At 33.0% G+C, this 16,558-nt stretch carries 15 protein-coding genes; 8 read left to right on the top strand and 7 right to left on the bottom strand.

Annotation, left to right across the window (positions count from 1 at the left end):
- Nucleotides 1-47 precede the first annotated feature (47 nt).
- The 3 genes from Q9Q97_RS01345 to Q9Q97_RS01335 all read right to left on the bottom strand — a co-directional run bounded on the left by Q9Q97_RS01345 (nucleotide 48) and on the right by Q9Q97_RS01335 (nucleotide 2,561).
- Nucleotides 48-914, bottom strand: coding sequence for a cupin-like domain-containing protein (locus Q9Q97_RS01345; RefSeq protein WP_306153673.1), 867 nt, complete (start codon nucleotides 912-914; stop codon nucleotides 48-50).
- Nucleotides 915-1,077: 163 nt separating this feature from the next.
- Entirely contained in the window at nucleotides 1,078-1,515 is a 438-nt protein-coding gene (locus Q9Q97_RS01340; RefSeq protein WP_306153671.1) for a hypothetical protein, read from the bottom strand.
- Between the two features lie 98 nt (nucleotides 1,516-1,613).
- Entirely contained in the window at nucleotides 1,614-2,561 is a 948-nt protein-coding gene (locus tag Q9Q97_RS01335; RefSeq protein ID WP_306153669.1) for a bifunctional riboflavin kinase/FAD synthetase, read from the bottom strand.
- Between the two features lie 192 nt (nucleotides 2,562-2,753).
- On the opposite strand from Q9Q97_RS01335, the gene Q9Q97_RS01330 reads away from it, so the two are divergent.
- Nucleotides 2,754-5,426 (top strand): reprolysin-like metallopeptidase, encoded by a 2,673-nt coding sequence (locus Q9Q97_RS01330; RefSeq protein ID WP_306153668.1) that lies wholly within the window; start codon nucleotides 2,754-2,756, stop codon nucleotides 5,424-5,426.
- Nucleotides 5,427-5,445: 19 nt separating this feature from the next.
- Here Q9Q97_RS01330 and Q9Q97_RS01325 read toward each other — a convergent pair whose 3' ends face one another.
- Nucleotides 5,446-6,126, bottom strand: coding sequence for a ComF family protein (locus tag Q9Q97_RS01325; protein ID WP_306153666.1), 681 nt, complete (start codon nucleotides 6,124-6,126; stop codon nucleotides 5,446-5,448).
- Nucleotides 6,127-6,224: 98 nt separating this feature from the next.
- Here Q9Q97_RS01325 and Q9Q97_RS01320 point away from each other — a divergent pair, with 98 nt between their 5' ends.
- From Q9Q97_RS01320 to Q9Q97_RS01300, 5 genes are all read left to right on the top strand, one after another.
- Nucleotides 6,225-7,766, top strand: a complete 1,542-nt coding sequence (locus Q9Q97_RS01320; protein ID WP_306153664.1) for a glycine--tRNA ligase — start codon at nucleotides 6,225-6,227, stop codon at nucleotides 7,764-7,766.
- Nucleotides 7,767-8,032: 266 nt separating this feature from the next.
- Entirely contained in the window at nucleotides 8,033-8,842 is an 810-nt protein-coding gene (locus tag Q9Q97_RS01315; RefSeq protein WP_306153662.1) for a LytTR family DNA-binding domain-containing protein, read from the top strand.
- Nucleotides 8,843-9,019: 177 nt separating this feature from the next.
- Nucleotides 9,020-9,259 carry a hypothetical protein gene (locus Q9Q97_RS01310; RefSeq protein WP_306153660.1) on the top strand — a complete coding sequence of 80 codons (240 nt, stop codon included), beginning with the start codon at nucleotides 9,020-9,022 and terminating at the stop codon, nucleotides 9,257-9,259.
- A gap of 98 nt (nucleotides 9,260-9,357) precedes the next feature.
- Nucleotides 9,358-11,412, top strand: coding sequence for a tetratricopeptide repeat-containing sensor histidine kinase (locus tag Q9Q97_RS01305; protein ID WP_306153658.1), 2,055 nt, complete (start codon nucleotides 9,358-9,360; stop codon nucleotides 11,410-11,412).
- Nucleotides 11,402-12,100, top strand: coding sequence for a response regulator transcription factor (locus Q9Q97_RS01300; RefSeq protein ID WP_306153656.1), 699 nt, complete (start codon nucleotides 11,402-11,404; stop codon nucleotides 12,098-12,100). Before Q9Q97_RS01305 ends, Q9Q97_RS01300 begins: the two co-directional genes overlap by 11 nt.
- Nucleotides 12,101-12,187: 87 nt before the next feature.
- On the opposite strand, the gene thiL is transcribed toward Q9Q97_RS01300, so the two are convergent.
- Both thiL and Q9Q97_RS01290 read right to left on the bottom strand, forming a co-directional pair.
- Complete coding sequence (thiL, locus tag Q9Q97_RS01295; RefSeq protein WP_306153654.1) at nucleotides 12,188-13,234, bottom strand: thiamine-phosphate kinase; 1,047 nt, start codon at nucleotides 13,232-13,234, stop codon at nucleotides 12,188-12,190.
- Nucleotides 13,235-13,366: 132 nt separating this feature from the next.
- Nucleotides 13,367-14,266 (bottom strand): hypothetical protein, encoded by a 900-nt coding sequence (locus tag Q9Q97_RS01290; RefSeq protein ID WP_306153652.1) that lies wholly within the window; start codon nucleotides 14,264-14,266, stop codon nucleotides 13,367-13,369.
- A gap of 189 nt (nucleotides 14,267-14,455) precedes the next feature.
- On the opposite strand from Q9Q97_RS01290, the gene Q9Q97_RS01285 reads away from it, so the two are divergent.
- On the top strand, nucleotides 14,456-14,938 hold the full coding sequence (locus tag Q9Q97_RS01285) for a DinB family protein (protein ID WP_306153650.1): 483 nt from the start codon (nucleotides 14,456-14,458) through the stop codon (nucleotides 14,936-14,938).
- Nucleotides 14,939-14,969: 31 nt separating this feature from the next.
- On the top strand, nucleotides 14,970-15,467 hold the full coding sequence (locus tag Q9Q97_RS01280) for a DinB family protein (RefSeq protein WP_306153648.1): 498 nt from the start codon (nucleotides 14,970-14,972) through the stop codon (nucleotides 15,465-15,467).
- Between the two features lie 39 nt (nucleotides 15,468-15,506).
- On the opposite strand, the gene Q9Q97_RS01275 is transcribed toward Q9Q97_RS01280, so the two are convergent.
- Nucleotides 15,507-16,463, bottom strand: a complete 957-nt coding sequence (locus tag Q9Q97_RS01275) for a YafY family protein (protein WP_306153646.1) — start codon at nucleotides 16,461-16,463, stop codon at nucleotides 15,507-15,509.
- Nucleotides 16,464-16,558: the final 95 nt, after the last annotated feature.

Below are 16,558 nucleotides of genomic sequence, written 5' to 3'. Positions count from 1 at the left end.
ATAAAAAGCGGTTGAGAATTTAAAACTCAACTGCTTTTTTATTTTTATTAAGCACTACGCTGTAAATTTTCGTGTGTATTGGTAATTGCCTTTTCGTTTTTATAATCGATCCATTTCTGGCCTTGAATTTTTCGCATCATAATATCAAAATGACGCATGATAAATACATTGTATGCCGCTTTAGATAAATTGACAATATTTTTTGGAAACGATCTTAAGCTCATCGAAAATCCAGGCGTTAGATATTTCATATAATGCCAATATCCCTCAGGCATATAAAGCATTTCGCCGTGTTTTAGATTGGTAATATACCCTTCGGCATTTTTGAGTGCTGGAAATTTTTCATAATCCGGATTATCAAAATCAATATCTTCTCTTGAAATTAAGGCATGAGGTACCTTGTACATGAATTTTGACTGACTTGGGGGGAAAATCATACATTGTTTTTCTCCATGAAAATGAAAATGAAGAATATTAGAATAGTCAATATCGTAATGCATAAAAACTTTCGAATTTTCTCCTCCAAAAAATAACATCGGCATTTGCTTGACTAGTTTTAAGCCAATATCGGGCCATAAGAAGTCATTCTTTAATGAAGGAACTTCTTTCATTAAATTGTAAAGAAATATACGGTAATTGGTAGGCTTTTCTTCCAATAAGTCGATATAATCACTCATTTTCATTGTAGTGTGCGCCTCGTTGAATCCGTCTTCATGATTTACAGGTCTATCATCGTACAAGGGAACGACCGAATCTCCTGCTATTTCTTTCATATAAGATAATTTCCATTTGCTATAAGCTGGCCAGTCTTCGGTCAATTCTTCAATAACAACAGGAATTTGTTTTTTTACATATTGGGAAACAAAATCCTCTCTTGAGATTTTTTTTACCCTTTCAATTTGTTTTAACTTCATTTTTATAAATAAAAAAATTGCTTATAACTCTCTGCTATAAGCAATTTAAAAATATTTCTCGAGATTTTAGCTCTCTTTCGACTAAAAAATTGATCGGATCGATGCTCAAAAAGCATTATTTAGAAAGGTATTTCTTTAAAATTTATTGTAAGGATTTTTAAAGTTAATCGGCTGCATATTTGTTGTTCCAATACAGCATCATCATCAAAGTAACAATTACAGAAGAGGCAAGCCCTTCAAATAATAGGCAAATACAGTAAGTTGGAACTGATGGATTTCCGCCGAACATAAAAGTTTCAGAGAGACCTCTTACATATGCATCTCCGCCTCGGGCGTAACTGTAAACCAATAAACCAAAAACACTCATACATACACCAACCACAGAAGTTGTCATCGCAGAAATAGCGTTTGATAGAAAATCGGTTTCTCCCTCATGAAAATTCATTTGCATGGTCCTATTAACACCGTAGAATATAATGAAAACGTTGAGTGTTCTCAAATAAAACAAATCTGCTAAACCTAGTACATTCATTAATAAAAAATAAATGCCAATTCCGAGGAAAATCAAAAAACCGTTGGTAATTTCTTTAGGTAATTTCATAGTGGTTATTTTTTAGAAGTTAATAGTAAATATTTGAAAAACAGTGGTCTATCAAATTTACTAAAAAAATAACTACGATGATTTAAAAACAGGAAAAACTATGCGGTTTGGTTTTTTAATGAAGAATTTATAAAATCAAGAGATTCAATTCTATCTTGATTAAGCTGTTCTTTTAATGCGTCTACTGAACTGAATTTTTGCTCTTCGCGAATGTAATGCAATAACGAAACTTCAATATTTTGATCGTAAATGTCTTTGTCAAAATTAAACAAATGCACTTCAATGGTCTGTTTCTCGCCATTAACAGTCGGATTGAAACCAATATTCATCATGCCAAAAACAGTTTCACCGTTTACAGTTGCCTTAACAACATAAACGCCAATTTTTGGAATAAGTTTATAATCTTCTTCAATGTGAATATTTGCAGTCGGAAAACCAATTGTTCTTCCGAGCTGTTTTCCTTTTACAATAGTTCCGTTCAAGAAATAGTTGTAGCCTAAATATTCGTTGGCAAGTGCCATGTTGCCTTCATTTAAAGCTTTTCTAATTTTGGTTGAACTAACCGAAACATCTTGGATTTCTTCAGCAGAAATTTGCTCTACTTCAAATCCGTATTCGAGTCCAAAAGCAATCAGATCATCAATATTTGCAGTTCTATTGCGGCCAAAACGATGATCGTGTCCAATAATGATTTTTTGAATCTGGAATTTTTCGACCAAAATGGTACGAACAAATTCTTCGGCAGTTAATCTTGAGAAACTTTCGTTAAAAGGATGAACAATTAAATTCTCAATTCCAGTAGCTTCCAAAAGTTTTATTTTTTCACTAATGGTATTCAGCAATCGTATCTCCGATTTTTCTTGAAGAACCATTCGCGGATGCGGAAAAAAGGTCAGAACCAAACTTTCGTATTTCCCATTTTCAGTATGCTGCGTAATTCGATCTAGAATTTTTTTATGACCAATATGCACACCATCAAAGGTACCAAGAGTTAAGATTGTTTTCTTGGTTGACTGAAAATCGTTTATAGAATGAAAGAGCTTCAAAACAAATTATTTAAGATGCTGCAAATTTATACTATTCTCTTTTAAATTTAATACTATGCCAAATCGAATTTTAACGTATAACAGATCTTTTTGTGTAAATAAGCCAACTCGTCGATTAAAAAGCAATAATTGTCGTATAGATAATATGATTTCAAATTAATTGAAGTAATTTTGATATTATATTTTAAGAAGATGAAAAAACAACTACTTTGTATATTTTTAATTTTTTGTTTTGCCAATGTGAATGCACAGGATGTTTTGTGGCAAAAAGTAACTTCTTCATCGCTTTCGCGAAAAGCAGATGGGGTAAGCTCGGGCAAATTATATTTTAAATTAAATAGCAATCTTCTTAATTCTAAGCTGGCTTCAGCGTCTAATAAAACAGCAAAAAATACAGTTTCAGAAATTACGATTCCAAATACTGATGGAAATTTAGAACGTTTTTCGGTTTGGGAATCTTCGAATTTTGATCCGGAATTACAGGCAAAATATCCAGAAATCAAAGCTTATGAAGGCCGTGGAATAGATGATAAAAATGCTAAAATCCATTTTAGCGTTGCGCCGATCGGAATGCAGACAATGGTTTTTAGAACAGCAAAACCAACAGAATATATTGAACAGAATCCTGATAATAAATCGGAATATGTTTTGTTTAAAGCACAAGACAACGCAGAGTCAAGGAAATTTTTAGACTGTAAAACAATTGATGTAGCTACTGAAAGTAAATTGTCAACAACAGCAAAAACAACTTCTGATGCCAAACAATTTAAAACACTTCGATTGGCATTATCTTGCACAGGAGAATATGCGGCTTATTTTGGTGGAACAAAATCGGGGGCTTTAGCAGGAATGAACGCGACTTTAACTCGTGTAAACGGTATTTTTGAAAGAGACCTTGCTGTAAGAGTAGTTTTAATTGCTAATAACACCGATGTTATTTATACTGATGCGGCTGCAGATCCTTATTCTGTTCCTTCACAAGGAGCTGTCGATGGAGGAACTTGGCCAAAACAAGTTCAAACTACATTAACCAATGTTATTGGTGAGGCCAATTATGATATTGGTCATTTGTTTGGGGGTTCTGGAGGCGGAGGAAATGCAAGCTGTATTGGTTGCGTATGTGTGAGCCCAACTGCCAATGATCCTGTCGGAAAAGGTAGTGCATTTACTTCTCCAGCAGATGCAAAACCAGAAGGCGATAATTTTGATATTGATTTTGTTGCTCACGAAATGGGGCATCAGCTCGGCGGATCGCATACTTTTTCGTATGCAAATGAAGGAATGGGAACATGTTACGAACCAGGAAGCGGATCAACCATTATGGGATATGCCGGAGTAACAAAAGGCTATAATGTTCAAGATCATTCTGACGATTATTTTTCGTATGCAAGCATTAGTCAGATACAGAATAATTTGGCAGGAAAAACTTGTCCTGTTTCAACGCCAATAACGGATAATAATCCGCCTGAGATAATTGCAGGTCAAGATTATACAATTCCAATTAGTACGCCATTTGTTTTAACAGGAACAGGTTCTGATCCTGAAGGAAATTCAATAACTTATACTTGGGAACAATACGATAGCGCCACCACGGCTTTTGCAGGAAATAGTTTTGCTTCTCCAACAAAACCAGATGGTCCAATGTTTAGATCTTTTCCGCCTACAGATTCTCCAGTTCGCTACATGCCGGCTTTAAGTTCTGTACTCAATAACCAGCTGACTACAAGTTGGGAATCTGTTTCTTCTATTGCAAAAACAATGAATTTTACTCTTACAGGACGTGATAATGCAGCTTCAGGAAAAGCGCAAACCAGCACAGATGCAATGGTTGTCACAGTAAGCGCTGCTGCGGGACCATTTGCAGTAACTTCGCAAAAAGAGGATAATATTGGATGGGCACAAGGATCTGCGCAAACAATAACTTGGAGTGTTAACAATACAAACACACTTCCAGGATCATCAAATGTTAATATAAAATTATCTATTGACGGAGGTACAACATTTCCAATTGTTTTGGCAGCTAATACTCCAAATGATGGAACAGAAACAATATTAGTTCCATCGGATGTTGAGGTTTCTACAAATTGCAGACTTTTAATAGAACCAGTTGGAAATATTTATTATGCTTTAAATAGTATACCTTTTGCTGTAGGATATACGGTTTCTACATCTTGCTCATCTTATAGTTTTGGAGGAGGATATTCAACAGGAGATGGTGCAAACGTTAACAAAACAGTTGCTGTGCCAGCTTCTACCGGATCTATTTCAGATGTCAATGTTTCTGTAAACGTGACACATGGAAGATTTTCAGATTTGACGATGCAGATTATTAGTCCGTTAGGGACAGTTGTAACTTTATTTAATAAAAATTGTGATAATACAAGTTCGACTTTTGCTTTACAATTTGACGATAGCGGATCTGCTTTAAACTGCAATACGACTACAAGCCAAATTGTGATTCCGTCAACGGCCTTAAGTGCTTTTAATGGAGAAAATTCTCAAGGAACTTGGACTTTTAGAGTTTACGATGATAAGGTGGGAGCATTAGGAACCATAAATTCTGCTTCAGTAAATATCTGTAACAAAACCTATACTTTAGGAAATGATGATTTTGAAAATGCTGAATTTATTGCCTATCCCAATCCAAACAAAGGAAGTTTTACGGTACAATTTGAGAGAGATTCAATAAGCGAAATTAAAGTTTATGTCAATGATATTAATGGAAAATATGTTTATGACAGAACTTTCCAAGGTTCAGGATATTTTATTCAAGATATTCAATTGCCAGATGTACCTTCAGGTCTTTATTTTGTGACGGTTACTGATGGACAAAAGAAAGTAATAAAAAAGATATTGGTAAATTAAACCTAGAATCTTTAAAAGCTTAATGCGCCATAGCCATACAAATTACACTGATTTTTACGCCAGGGATTTTTAATAAAGCTAGCGAACAAGCCTCAATTGTTGCGCCCGTTGTAAGTACGTCGTCAACAATTAGGAAATGTTTGTTGTGATTGGCTTCTGTAAATTCTACATCAAAAATATTCTCGATATTTTCAGATCTTCCTAAAAGATTCTTTTTAGATTGTGTTTTAGAATAGATCTTTCGACTTAAAATATTTTCCTCAAAAGGAATATTAAAATTAGATGCGATTGCTTTTCCAAAAGTCGTAACCTGATTATAACCGCGTTCTTTAAATTTTCTTTTATGAAGCGGAACAGGAATTACGGCATCAAAAGGAATTTCAAGTTGAATTTCCTTTAAATCTTCGGCGTACCAGCTTCCCAGTATAACGCCGATTTCCTGATGGCCTTTGTATTTTAAATTATGGATTAATTCCTGAACCATTCCCTTTTTATTAAAATACAAAAAAGCCGATGCAAATTGAACGTCAACTTTGCCATAAAACTTTTTTACAGCTTCATTTTTTGAATCTAAATGATATTGAGTCAGAGGCATTTCATGACGGCACGATGTACAGAAAACATTTTCATTTTGAAGTAAAAGAGCGCGGCATCCGCTGCAGACTTTCGGGAAAAACAAATTTATCAAGTAATTAATCACAAAAAGAAAGTTTTTATTTACAAAAATAACAAAATCAATACTTCAATCTTTATAATTTTTCTTTTTTATATAGGGAGTTTTTATATTTTTGCATCACTATGGCAAAACAAGAAGATTTATTTAAGAATGTGGTTTCGCACGCAAAAGAGTACGGATTTATTTTTCCGTCAAGCGAAGTTTACGACGGGTTAAGTGCTGTATATGATTATGCACAAAATGGTGTCGAATTAAAAAAGAATATCCGTGAATATTGGTGGAAATCAATGGTTCAAATGAACGAAAATATTGTCGGCCTTGATGCTGCAATATTGATGCATCCAACAACTTGGAAAGCTTCTGGTCACGTTGATGCTTTCAATGATCCATTAATTGATAATAAAGATTCTAAAAAGAGATATAGAGCTGACGTTTTGGTTGAAGACCATGCGGAAAAAATTCATCAGAAAGCTCAAAAGGAAATCGAAAAAGCAAAAGCTCGTTTTGGCGATGCATTCAACGAACAAGAATTTGTTACGACAAATGCTCGTGTAGTTGAATATTTGGCTAAAGAAAAAGAAATCAGAGAGCGTTTAGGGCGTTCTTTAGGAGCTGGAGATTTAGCTGATGTTAAAGCTTTAATTGAAGAATTAGAAATTGCTGATCCTGAAACAGGTTCTAAAAACTGGACAGAGGTAAAACAATTCAATTTGATGTTCGGGACAAAATTAGGTGCATCTGCAGAAAATGCAATGGATTTATATTTGCGTCCAGAGACGGCTCAAGGTATTTTTGTTAACTTTTTGAATGTTCAGAAATCGGGCCGTATGAAAGTTCCTTTCGGAATTGCTCAAACAGGTAAAGCATTTAGAAATGAAATTGTAGCAAGACAATTTATTTTCCGTATGCGTGAGTTTGAACAAATGGAAATGCAGTTTTTTGTGCGTCCGGGAGAAGAAATGCAATGGTACGAGCACTGGAAAACAACTCGTTTAAACTGGCATTTATCTTTAGGATTAGGAAAAGAAAATTACCGTTTTCACGATCACGAAAAATTAGCACACTACGCAAATGCTGCAGCAGATATCGAATTTAATTTCCCATTCGGATTTAAAGAATTGGAAGGAATTCACTCTCGTACCGATTTTGACTTAAAAGCACACGAAGAATATTCTGGAAGAAAATTACAATATTTTGATCCAGAACTTAACGAAAACTATGTTCCATACGTAGTAGAAACTTCTGTTGGTTTAGATCGTATGTTCTTGGCTGTTTTTGCCACTTCATTACAAGAAGAGACATTAGAAGACGGTTCTACGAGAACAGTTTTAAAATTGCCAGCAGTTTTAGCGCCAACTAAAGCAACCGTTTTGCCATTGGTTAAAAAAGATGGTTTGCCAGAAGTGGCTAAAAAAATCATTGAAGATTTGAAATGGGACTTCAATGTGGCTTACGATGAGAAAGATGCTGTAGGACGCCGTTACAGAAGAGCAGATGCTTTAGGAACGCCATTCTGTATCACAGTAGACCACCAGACGCTTGAAGACGAAACAGTAACTATTCGTCATAGAGATACAATGAAACAAGATCGTGTAAAAATTACGGAATTAAGAGCTATTATCGAAAACGAAGTTTCGATGAAAAACTGGCTCATGAAAATGTAAGCTTTACCGTTTATTCTATAGATCCCAAATTCCGTTAAGGAGTTTGGGATTTTTATTTTAAAAAAGGCATTTTATCGGCTTTTTTTGCATTTCATCTTTATGTATCAACATTCAGCTTTAATGTGTTAACAATGAAGTGTTTAAAAAGTTTAAATCCGTAATTTTAAATTTGTGTTACACCAAGATCAAATTTTTTCTTCATTAACATCAATTAAAAGCTATTTTTTGATTATGATTGCGTAGTGAGAAAACCAATAGAACCGAAATTGAAAAAGCATTCGTATATTATAATTGATGATGACGCTGAGAGTATTTTGAAAACCCAAACAGCTGCTTCAGGTTTTTCAGAATTATCTTTTGCAGGATCGGCATCAAATTTTCAGGACGGTTTAGACTTGGTTTTAGAACATAAACCCGATCTAATTTTTCTCGAAATCGAGCCTAATAATTTATCAAGTCATTTGTCTTTGACTTTTATTAGCGAACTTCATCGATTTTTGCATCAGATTCCTAAAATTATTGTAACCACAAAAGAAAAAGAAAAAGCTTTTGATGCTATTCAATATGGCGTTTTCGATTACCTTTTAAAGCCAGTTGCGCAAAATGATTTCTTAAAATCAGTTTTAAAACTTAACAGAGCCAATTTAGAGACTCAAATAGCTCCGTTTAGAGAAGAACCTGCAACTATTACAATTGAGAGGGGAACAATTCCTCAAAACATCCAGAAACCATTAACGATCTGTATAAAATCGTATGGAGATTATCGGTATTTAAATGCTGAAGATATTTGTTATTTTCAAGCCGATAATAACTCGACAGATATTTATTTAAATACTGGTGAAATGATTACGGCATTTAAAACGTTAAAGCATTTTGAAAGTGTTTTGACGTATCCTTTTATCCGTATTCACAACAGTTATGTAATCAATCGAAATTACATTTCAAGAATTCATAGCGGAAACTCAACCTGTTACATAAAAAACTCTTCAAAAAAGATTCCTTTTTCTAAAACTTACAGATCAAATGTCGAGCAAATTATTGCCGATTTTTCTGCAGGAAATTACCTAGAAGTCTAAAAATTAGACGGTTACATTAATTTGCTATCCATTGACTATCAATTGGGTACGATCTACCACAAACTCAATTTTTCGTATAAATTTTTTTCGATCTCGGTGTTAGTTTTACACTCTGATTCGCAAGCAAACAGCGAGTCATCTCCAAAAATTAAAACAAAACATTAAAACCCTCAGATCATGAAAAAGACAGCTTTAACATTCGGATTATTTTCTTTAGTAGCAGTAGCAACTTCTTTTGCAAATCCTACAGCAACTAATTCTTCAACAGATAAAGGTATAGATATTTTTGATACAGATGGAACTGGCCACGGTACAAGTGGTAGACGTAAAGGTGATGAGTTTGCTCAATCAAAAAACGTCGCAAACAGTTTTAACGCAGATCGTCAATTTACAAGAGTTACTGTAAAAGTAGACTAATTAGAAAATCAAAATATTAAGGAAAGGCTGTTCAATTTATTGGCAGCCTTTTTTTTCGTCAATAGTTTTAGTATTTTTGGTGAAACTCCAAAAAGCTATTGAAAAGTAAGCACTTAATATTATTCTTTTTATCTATTGCTTTTTTTGGCTGTACCAAGAAAATCGAAGGAAATAAGGATTTGCATTTATCAAAAGATAGCCTGTCTTCTTATCTATCATTAGCAAATGATATTAGTCTTCCATTTAAATATAAGCAGCGATATAATCAAAAAGCATTTCTTATTATAATAAGGCAAAAAGACGATTCACTTAATAAAGTGAACCTTTTTAAAATTGCCAATCGATATTATAATATGAATGACTGGAAGTCTTATAAAGAAACAACAAAATTAATTTTAGAGAGAGCAAAAAAATCGAAAGATTCTTTGCACATGGCAAAAGCCTATAGTTATTTGGGGGATTATTATGAAAGTAAATCAATCTCAGACAGTGCTTTCCTAAATTATTTTAAAGCAGAAAAAATTTATCTACAAATTAATGATAAACTAAATCTAGCTAAAACTTTTGTAAGCAAAGGAAACCTGCAATATAATGAAGGAGATTACTTTGAAAGTGAAATAAGCGTTTTTAAAGCTCTACGGATTCTAAAGAAAGAAAAAAATGTAAATAATCAACTTTATGATTGTTACAACTTATTAGGAATACTTTATAATGAACAAGAAGAGTTTGATAAAGCTCTTGATTTTCATGAATTAGCATTGAATATTTTATCGGATAATTCGATTCCTGCAGATTATCAGCTAAAGTCAACATCATTAAATAATATTGGATTTGTCTACTTGAGGATGCATAATTATAATAAAGCTAAACTGTATTTTCAGAAAAGTATAGAGCAAAAAAATTTGTATGAAGAAAATACGACTTTGTATGCTATTGTATTAGATAATTTGGCCTACTCAAAATTTAAACTAAAAGAATCTAAAGGGTTGCCGAAATTGTTTTATGACGCCTTAAAGATTAGAGATAGTTTAGGATTAAAATCGGGTGTTGTATTGAATAAAATACATCTGTCAGAATATTATGCTTTTAAAAAAGATACTTCAAGAGCAATTCAATTTTCAAAAGAAGCTTTAAGCCTATCTAGGCGTACAGATAAATTAGCAAATACATTAGATGCTCTTAAGCAAACTGCTGCTGTTGATCCCAAAAACGCTTTAATTTATTCAAAAGAGTATATCAAGATTAATGATAAAATGCTAAAAGCAGAACGCAAAATGGGAGAGAAATTCTCCCGTATCGAGTACGAAACCAACGAAATAAAAGACCAAAACTCCAATCTTCAGGAAAAAAATAAAACTTTGGTTTATGTATTTAGTATTTGTACATTGCTCGGGTTGTTTTTTTATGTTTATAAAACCCAGCAAGCCAAAAACCGTGAGCTTCTCTTTAAACAGCAACAGCAGATTGCAAATGAAGACATCTACAATTTGATGATTTCACAACAAAATGAAATTGAGCTTACGCGAATAAAAGAAAAGAAAAACGTTGCCCAAGAATTGCATGATGGCGTTTTAGGACGAATGTTCGGTATTAGGATAAGTTTGGATAGTTTGGATAAATTAGATGAAGCCGAAGCGAGTTTGAAAAGAAAAAAATACCTGAACGAACTCAAAAATGTGGAGCAGGATATTCGAGAAATTTCGCATGATTTAAATAGAGAAAAATCAGAATTAATTAATAATTTTGTTTCGATTTTAAATAAACTATTTGAAGATCAGCGAAATACGTACAGTTCGAAATTAATTACCGTTTTTGATCCTGAAATTAAATGGGATTTGATAAGTAATATTAACAAAATCAATCTGTATAGAATTGTTCAGGAAGGGCTTCAAAACTGTAATAAATATGCGAAGGCAGATATTATTAAAGTGCAATTTCAAAAAGAAGACGACAATTTGGTTTTAACTATCGAAGATGACGGAATTGGATTCAATACCAGTAAAACCAAAAACGGAATTGGTTTGCATAATATTGAATATAGAGCGAAAGAATGTAAGGGTACAGTTACGATAAAATCTGCCTCAGGAGAAGGAACAATCCTAATTATAAAAATCCCAATAGACCCAAATAATAACCTGCATAATGACATTTGATTTAACCGCCTCAGTTCCGCCACTTATAAAAAAGAATATTCTAATAGTAGACGATCATCCGTTTATTATTGAAGGATATAAAAATGCTATAACTCGTTATAATCCAAAACAATATGAGTTTTTTATTTCTCAAGCGCATGATTGCAAGTCAGGTTATGATATAATTGAAGATGCCAACACTCCTCATTTTGATATTGCTTTTTTAGATATCAGCATGCCTCCTTATGAAGAAAAAGAGATTTTTTCGGGCGAAGATTTGGCAAAATTGCTTTTGAAAAAAATGCCATCGTGCAAGATTATTCTCTTGACAATGTATACCGAATTGCTCAAAATTAAAACCATCATCAGAACAATTCAGCCCAACGGATTGATCATTAAAAACGATCTTACTTTTGACGAATTGCTTTTGGCTTTTGATAAAGTAATGAAAAACGAAAAATATTACAGCCAGTCGGTTGTAAAAATGTTAAATCAAACCACTCATAATGCAATCGAAATTGATCAATATGATAAGCAGATTTTGATTCATTTAGGAAAAGGAGCTTCAATTGAGGAAATGCTCCAAAATATTCCGATTTCTTTGAATGCCATCGAAAAACGAAAAAAACATTTGAAAGAATTATTAAAAATCAAAAACGATTCTGATCTGGATTTGATTAAAGAAGCAAAAAGTAAAGGACTTTTTTAAAGATAAATTTCAAATAAAAAATTCCAAATTCCAATGTTGGTTGAGCCAATTGGAATTTGGAATTTTTTTATTGGAGTTTCTTAAAATTTATTCACTCAAAGCATCCCATCCGCGTGCTTTTAAAGCAATTTTTGTATTGGCACGGGTAACAAGATGGATTCCTTCGTTTTCTTCTGCCATGTGTCCGATAACAGAGAAATTCGGATTTCCTTTTATTTTGTCAAAATCATTAATGTCGATTGTAAATAAAAGTTCGTAATCTTCGCCGCCATTAATAGCAACTGTGGTGCTGTCGATATTAAACTCTTCGCAAGTCGAAATAAATTGCGGATCTAGTGGCAGTTTATCTTCATATAAATTACAGCCCACTTTAGATTGTTTGCAGATATGCATAATTTCAGAAGATAATCCGTCTGAAATATCGATCATTGCCGTTGGTTTTATTTCTAACGCATGAAGCAAAGCTCGAACATCTTTTCTGGCTTCAGGTTTCAATTGGCGTTCTACCAAATAAGTATAAGGATCTAAATCGGGCTGATTGTTTGGGTTAACTTGGAAAACTTGTTTCTCGCGTTCCAAAACTTGTAATCCCATATAAGCAGCACCAAGATCTCCAGTTACAACCAACAAATCTGTTTTTTGTGCTCCGTTTCTGTAAACCAATTCATTTTCATCAGCTTCACCAATTGCCGTAATGCTGATAATTAGTCCTTTTTGAGATGAGGTTGTATCACCGCCAATAACGTCAACTTTATATTCTTTCGCGGCAAGCGTAATTCCGGCAAACAATTCTTCTAAAGCCTCAAGCGGAAAACGATTTGAAACGGCAACCGAAACCGTAATTTGGGTCGGTTTGGCATTCATCGCACAAATATCAGAAACATTTACTACGACCGCTTTGTAGCCTAAATGCTTTAAAGGCATATAAGCCAAATCAAAGTGAACTCCTTCAATCAGTAAATCTGTCGAAACAACTACTTTTTTGTCTTTAAAATCAAGAACGGCAGCATCGTCACCAATACTTTTTAAAGTAGACTCTTGAGTAACATCAAAGTTTTTGGTTAAATGCTCAATTAAACCGAATTCGCCCAATTGTGCTATGCTAGTTCTCTGCTGATTTTTATCTTCAATCATTTCTGTTAAGTTCCAAAGTTATTAAGGTGCAAAGGTACAAAGTTGAGAGGTTAATAACTACAAACTAAGTTGGATTATCTATTTGAAGTATAAAGATTTGGCTTTTTGGTTTAAAAACAGATTATTTTTCTTTTAATAATATTCTAAAACACGCTTTTGGGTTTCTGTTTTATTTTTGGAAGTACTTATCGATTTTATCCAATTGTTTTTGTCATCTAAAGTGTATACTGTACTATGAGTTATGTCTAATATCCTTGTGCCGATTTTCATTTTTTGAACAGATTTGAGAAGATTACCATAACGATCATATATGAAATCTAAGAGATAAACCATTTGTTGATTTTTGTTGAGACATAGTGAGGAGTTTTGATTTCCCATTGCATCATAAGTATAAAGAATCTTTGTGTCGATGTCTTTAAAGTCTATTGTACGGTTTTCAATTAGTTGTTTTTTGAGATTATATTTATTGGTGCTTTCAGCTACTATTTTATTTTGGTTATCAAAATTGGTTTTTTTCAAAAGTAAACCATTACTATTATAAGTTTTGGTGCTTTTGTTTCCTAAAGTATTGTTATAGATGAAGTATGCAATTTCAATTTGTTGATTTTTTTGATTGTATTTGTATTGAAACTGACTTTCGATAGTGTCATTGTCATAATTTACTTCTTTTTCTCTTAGGTTTTTTTCATTGAAAAAAAATACAGTTTCAGAAACTTTATGATTCGAATTAATAAAATGTTCAAATTTTACTACTGAATCATTCATATTATAATAATATTTAGAAGAAGTATTTAATTTGCCATTTTCGTAAGAATCTTGTTGAGTAAGCCTTCCTTTTTCATCAAAAAAATCTTTTTGCGTTTTATTTGATTCTTCTGGTTTTTCATCGTTTTTGATAGAATGAACAGTAACACTTTTGACTTTTCCGTACAATTTGTAATCTTTTAAAGTGTTGTGTAGACCACTCATTTGTGCAGAACCTATGAATGCATTAAAGAATATTAATAAGGCGTAAAATTTATTTTTTGTCATATATTTTTATATAAAATTTTTGCTTCAAATATAGAAAAATAATGATCTCAAACTTGTGAAAAAGTTCTGGCAACACTGGGCAAAAAACGAGCAAATGGAGATTTTAAAAATTTTTTTTTTGCTGCTGACAAACTGTTGTCACCAGCCCATTTTAATTTTGACATATAGAAATTTTAAAACTTTAAAACCATGAAAACATTAGCAGCACAAGTTATTACACCAGAAGATTTATTGAAACATTGGCAAGGTCATAGAGCTTTAACGCGTCGTGTAATTGAAGCTTTTCCAGAAAAAGATTTCTTCGAATTTTCGATTGGAGGAATGCGACCTTTTGCAAAACTAGTTGACGAACTTTTAGCAATTGCGGCTCCTGCATTGAAAGGAATCGTTAATCGCGACAGTAAGCCGTATACAGAAGGTGAAGAAAAGTTAATTTTTAAGGCGCAATATCTTGAAAAATGGGATGAAGCAACAGAAGAAATCAACAAATACTGGGAACAATTGTCTATTGAAGATTTTAGCGAAACTTTTAATTTATTTGGTCAGTATGAATTTCCTATTATCCATAATATTTTGTATTTTGTTGATAATGAAGTGCATCATCGTGGACAAGCTTATGTATATTTAAGAGCTTTAAACATTGAGCCTCCATTTTTCTGGGAAAGACCATAATTTTATTTAACTAAAATTAAAATTTTCGACTATGAGTTTAAAAAGAATAATGTCCAATTATGCAGATTATAATTTATGGGTAAATCAGCAATTTGTGAATTGGCTTTCGCCTAAATCAGATGAACTGCTTTATACCGAAATGCCGTCAAGTTTTTCGACTATTATAAAAACACTCGATCATATCTGGTCTACTGAAGAATATTGGTTTTCTGTCATTTCCGAATCTTCATTATTAGAAAAGAAAGAAGAGAGCGAATTGTCAAAAGAAGAAATATTTGCTGGATTATTAAATTCCTCTACAAAATTGAAACATCTTATTAATTCATTGTCGGATGAAGATTTAGAAAAAGAAGTAAAAATTGTAAATCCGTGGTTTGAGTGCGAAATGCCCATTTCTGAATATTTACTCCAAGTTATAAATCACGGGACTTACCATCGAGGCCAGATTGTAACAATGGGAAGAAATATTGGAATTACAGATGCCACAAATACCGATTATAATTTTTATAATGTTGTAAAACAGCAATAAATCTATAAAAAAACTCCTGAGATTTTCTCAGGAGTTTTTTTATAAAAGTCTTTTTTTGTTGATTTCTAGTAATTCTAAAACTCTCGCTTTGAGAGATTCAGGTTCTAGAATTTTGGCATAATCGCCAAACATCAAAAACCAGCGCGGAAAACCGTCTTGCAAACTATGAGACATAAACGTCATTTCGATTTCGTCGCCTATTTCTTTTTGAGAAATAAATCCGTGGTATTTCCTTTCGGTAACCAGATATCGTGCGATTTTCTTTTGAACTAAAATTCGAACCTTTGTGGTCGGAATCGTTTCGTTTTTGGTTAAATAAGTTTCCAAAGAATCGTGTTCGATCGTGAAATCAAATTCTGTTTTTTTAAGTTCCAAAATTCTATCCGTTCGAAACTGACGGTAATCTTTTCTGAGGTGGCAATATCCTAAAAAATACCAGCTATTATGATCGTGAAAAACGCCGACAGGTTCTATATTTCGCTGAGTAGTTTCGTCTTTATCAAAAGTTTTATACGTTAAAAGAATTTGCTTTTTCTCGGCAATACTTTCAAACAAAACCGCCAAAGTATTCGGCGAATTATCATTAAACATCGGTTCTCCATCCTGCATTACAATTCTCGATTCGATATTCGAAAGATAATCTTTATCGTTACTTCTCAAAACCGATTTTAGTTTGTACATCGCCGACGCATAATGCGTTCCTAAAGAAGGATCAGTAAATTTCTGCATCAGTTTTTCGGCAGCAATAAAACTACTCACTTCTTCGCGCGTGAACATAACGGGCGGAAGTCGGTAACCTTCCATCAAAGCATAACCAACTCCGGCTTCACTATAAATAGGAACTCCCGAAGCCTCAAGCGTTCTAATATCTCTGTAAATGGTTCTTAAACTGCACTCAAAACGATCGGCTAATTCCTGGGCTTTCACAATCTTTTTAGATTGCAACTGAATGAGAATAGCAACTATGCGGTCAAATCGTTTTGGAGTTTCGTCCATTTTTTAAAGTTTTAAGATTCTGAGATGCTAAGTTACTAAGGTTTGGTATTTATAGAACTAAAAAAGCTGTTCCAAATTGAAACAGCTTTTCGACT

Origin of the sequence: Flavobacterium sp. DG2-3 (genome assembly GCF_030730925.1) — a bacterium.
Taxonomy (GTDB): Bacteria; Bacteroidota; Bacteroidia; order Flavobacteriales; family Flavobacteriaceae; genus Flavobacterium.
The sequence above is the reverse complement of the archived record's forward strand: the minus strand, read 5'-3'. Positions and strand labels throughout refer to the sequence as shown.

Bases quoted from the DNA above. Each gene is read 5' to 3' on its own strand.
- Q9Q97_RS01345 (WP_306153673.1), bottom strand. From the start codon at position 914: ATGAAGTTAAAACAAATTGAAAGGGTAAAAAAAATCTCAAGAGAGGAT.
- Q9Q97_RS01340 (WP_306153671.1), bottom strand. From the start codon at position 1,515: ATGAAATTACCTAAAGAAATTACCAACGGTTTTTTGATTTTCCTCGGA.
- Q9Q97_RS01330 (WP_306153668.1), top strand. From the start codon at position 2,754: ATGAAAAAACAACTACTTTGTATATTTTTAATTTTTTGTTTTGCCAAT.
- Q9Q97_RS01320 (WP_306153664.1), top strand. From the start codon at position 6,225: ATGGCAAAACAAGAAGATTTATTTAAGAATGTGGTTTCGCACGCAAAA.
- Q9Q97_RS01310 (WP_306153660.1), top strand. From the start codon at position 9,020: ATGAAAAAGACAGCTTTAACATTCGGATTATTTTCTTTAGTAGCAGTA.
- Q9Q97_RS01300 (WP_306153656.1), top strand. From the start codon at position 11,402: ATGACATTTGATTTAACCGCCTCAGTTCCGCCACTTATAAAAAAGAAT.
- thiL (WP_306153654.1), bottom strand. From the start codon at position 13,234: ATGATTGAAGATAAAAATCAGCAGAGAACTAGCATAGCACAATTGGGC.
- Q9Q97_RS01290 (WP_306153652.1), bottom strand. From the start codon at position 14,266: ATGACAAAAAATAAATTTTACGCCTTATTAATATTCTTTAATGCATTC.
- Q9Q97_RS01285 (WP_306153650.1), top strand. From the start codon at position 14,456: ATGAAAACATTAGCAGCACAAGTTATTACACCAGAAGATTTATTGAAA.
- Q9Q97_RS01280 (WP_306153648.1), top strand. From the start codon at position 14,970: ATGAGTTTAAAAAGAATAATGTCCAATTATGCAGATTATAATTTATGG.
- Q9Q97_RS01275 (WP_306153646.1), bottom strand. From the start codon at position 16,463: ATGGACGAAACTCCAAAACGATTTGACCGCATAGTTGCTATTCTCATT.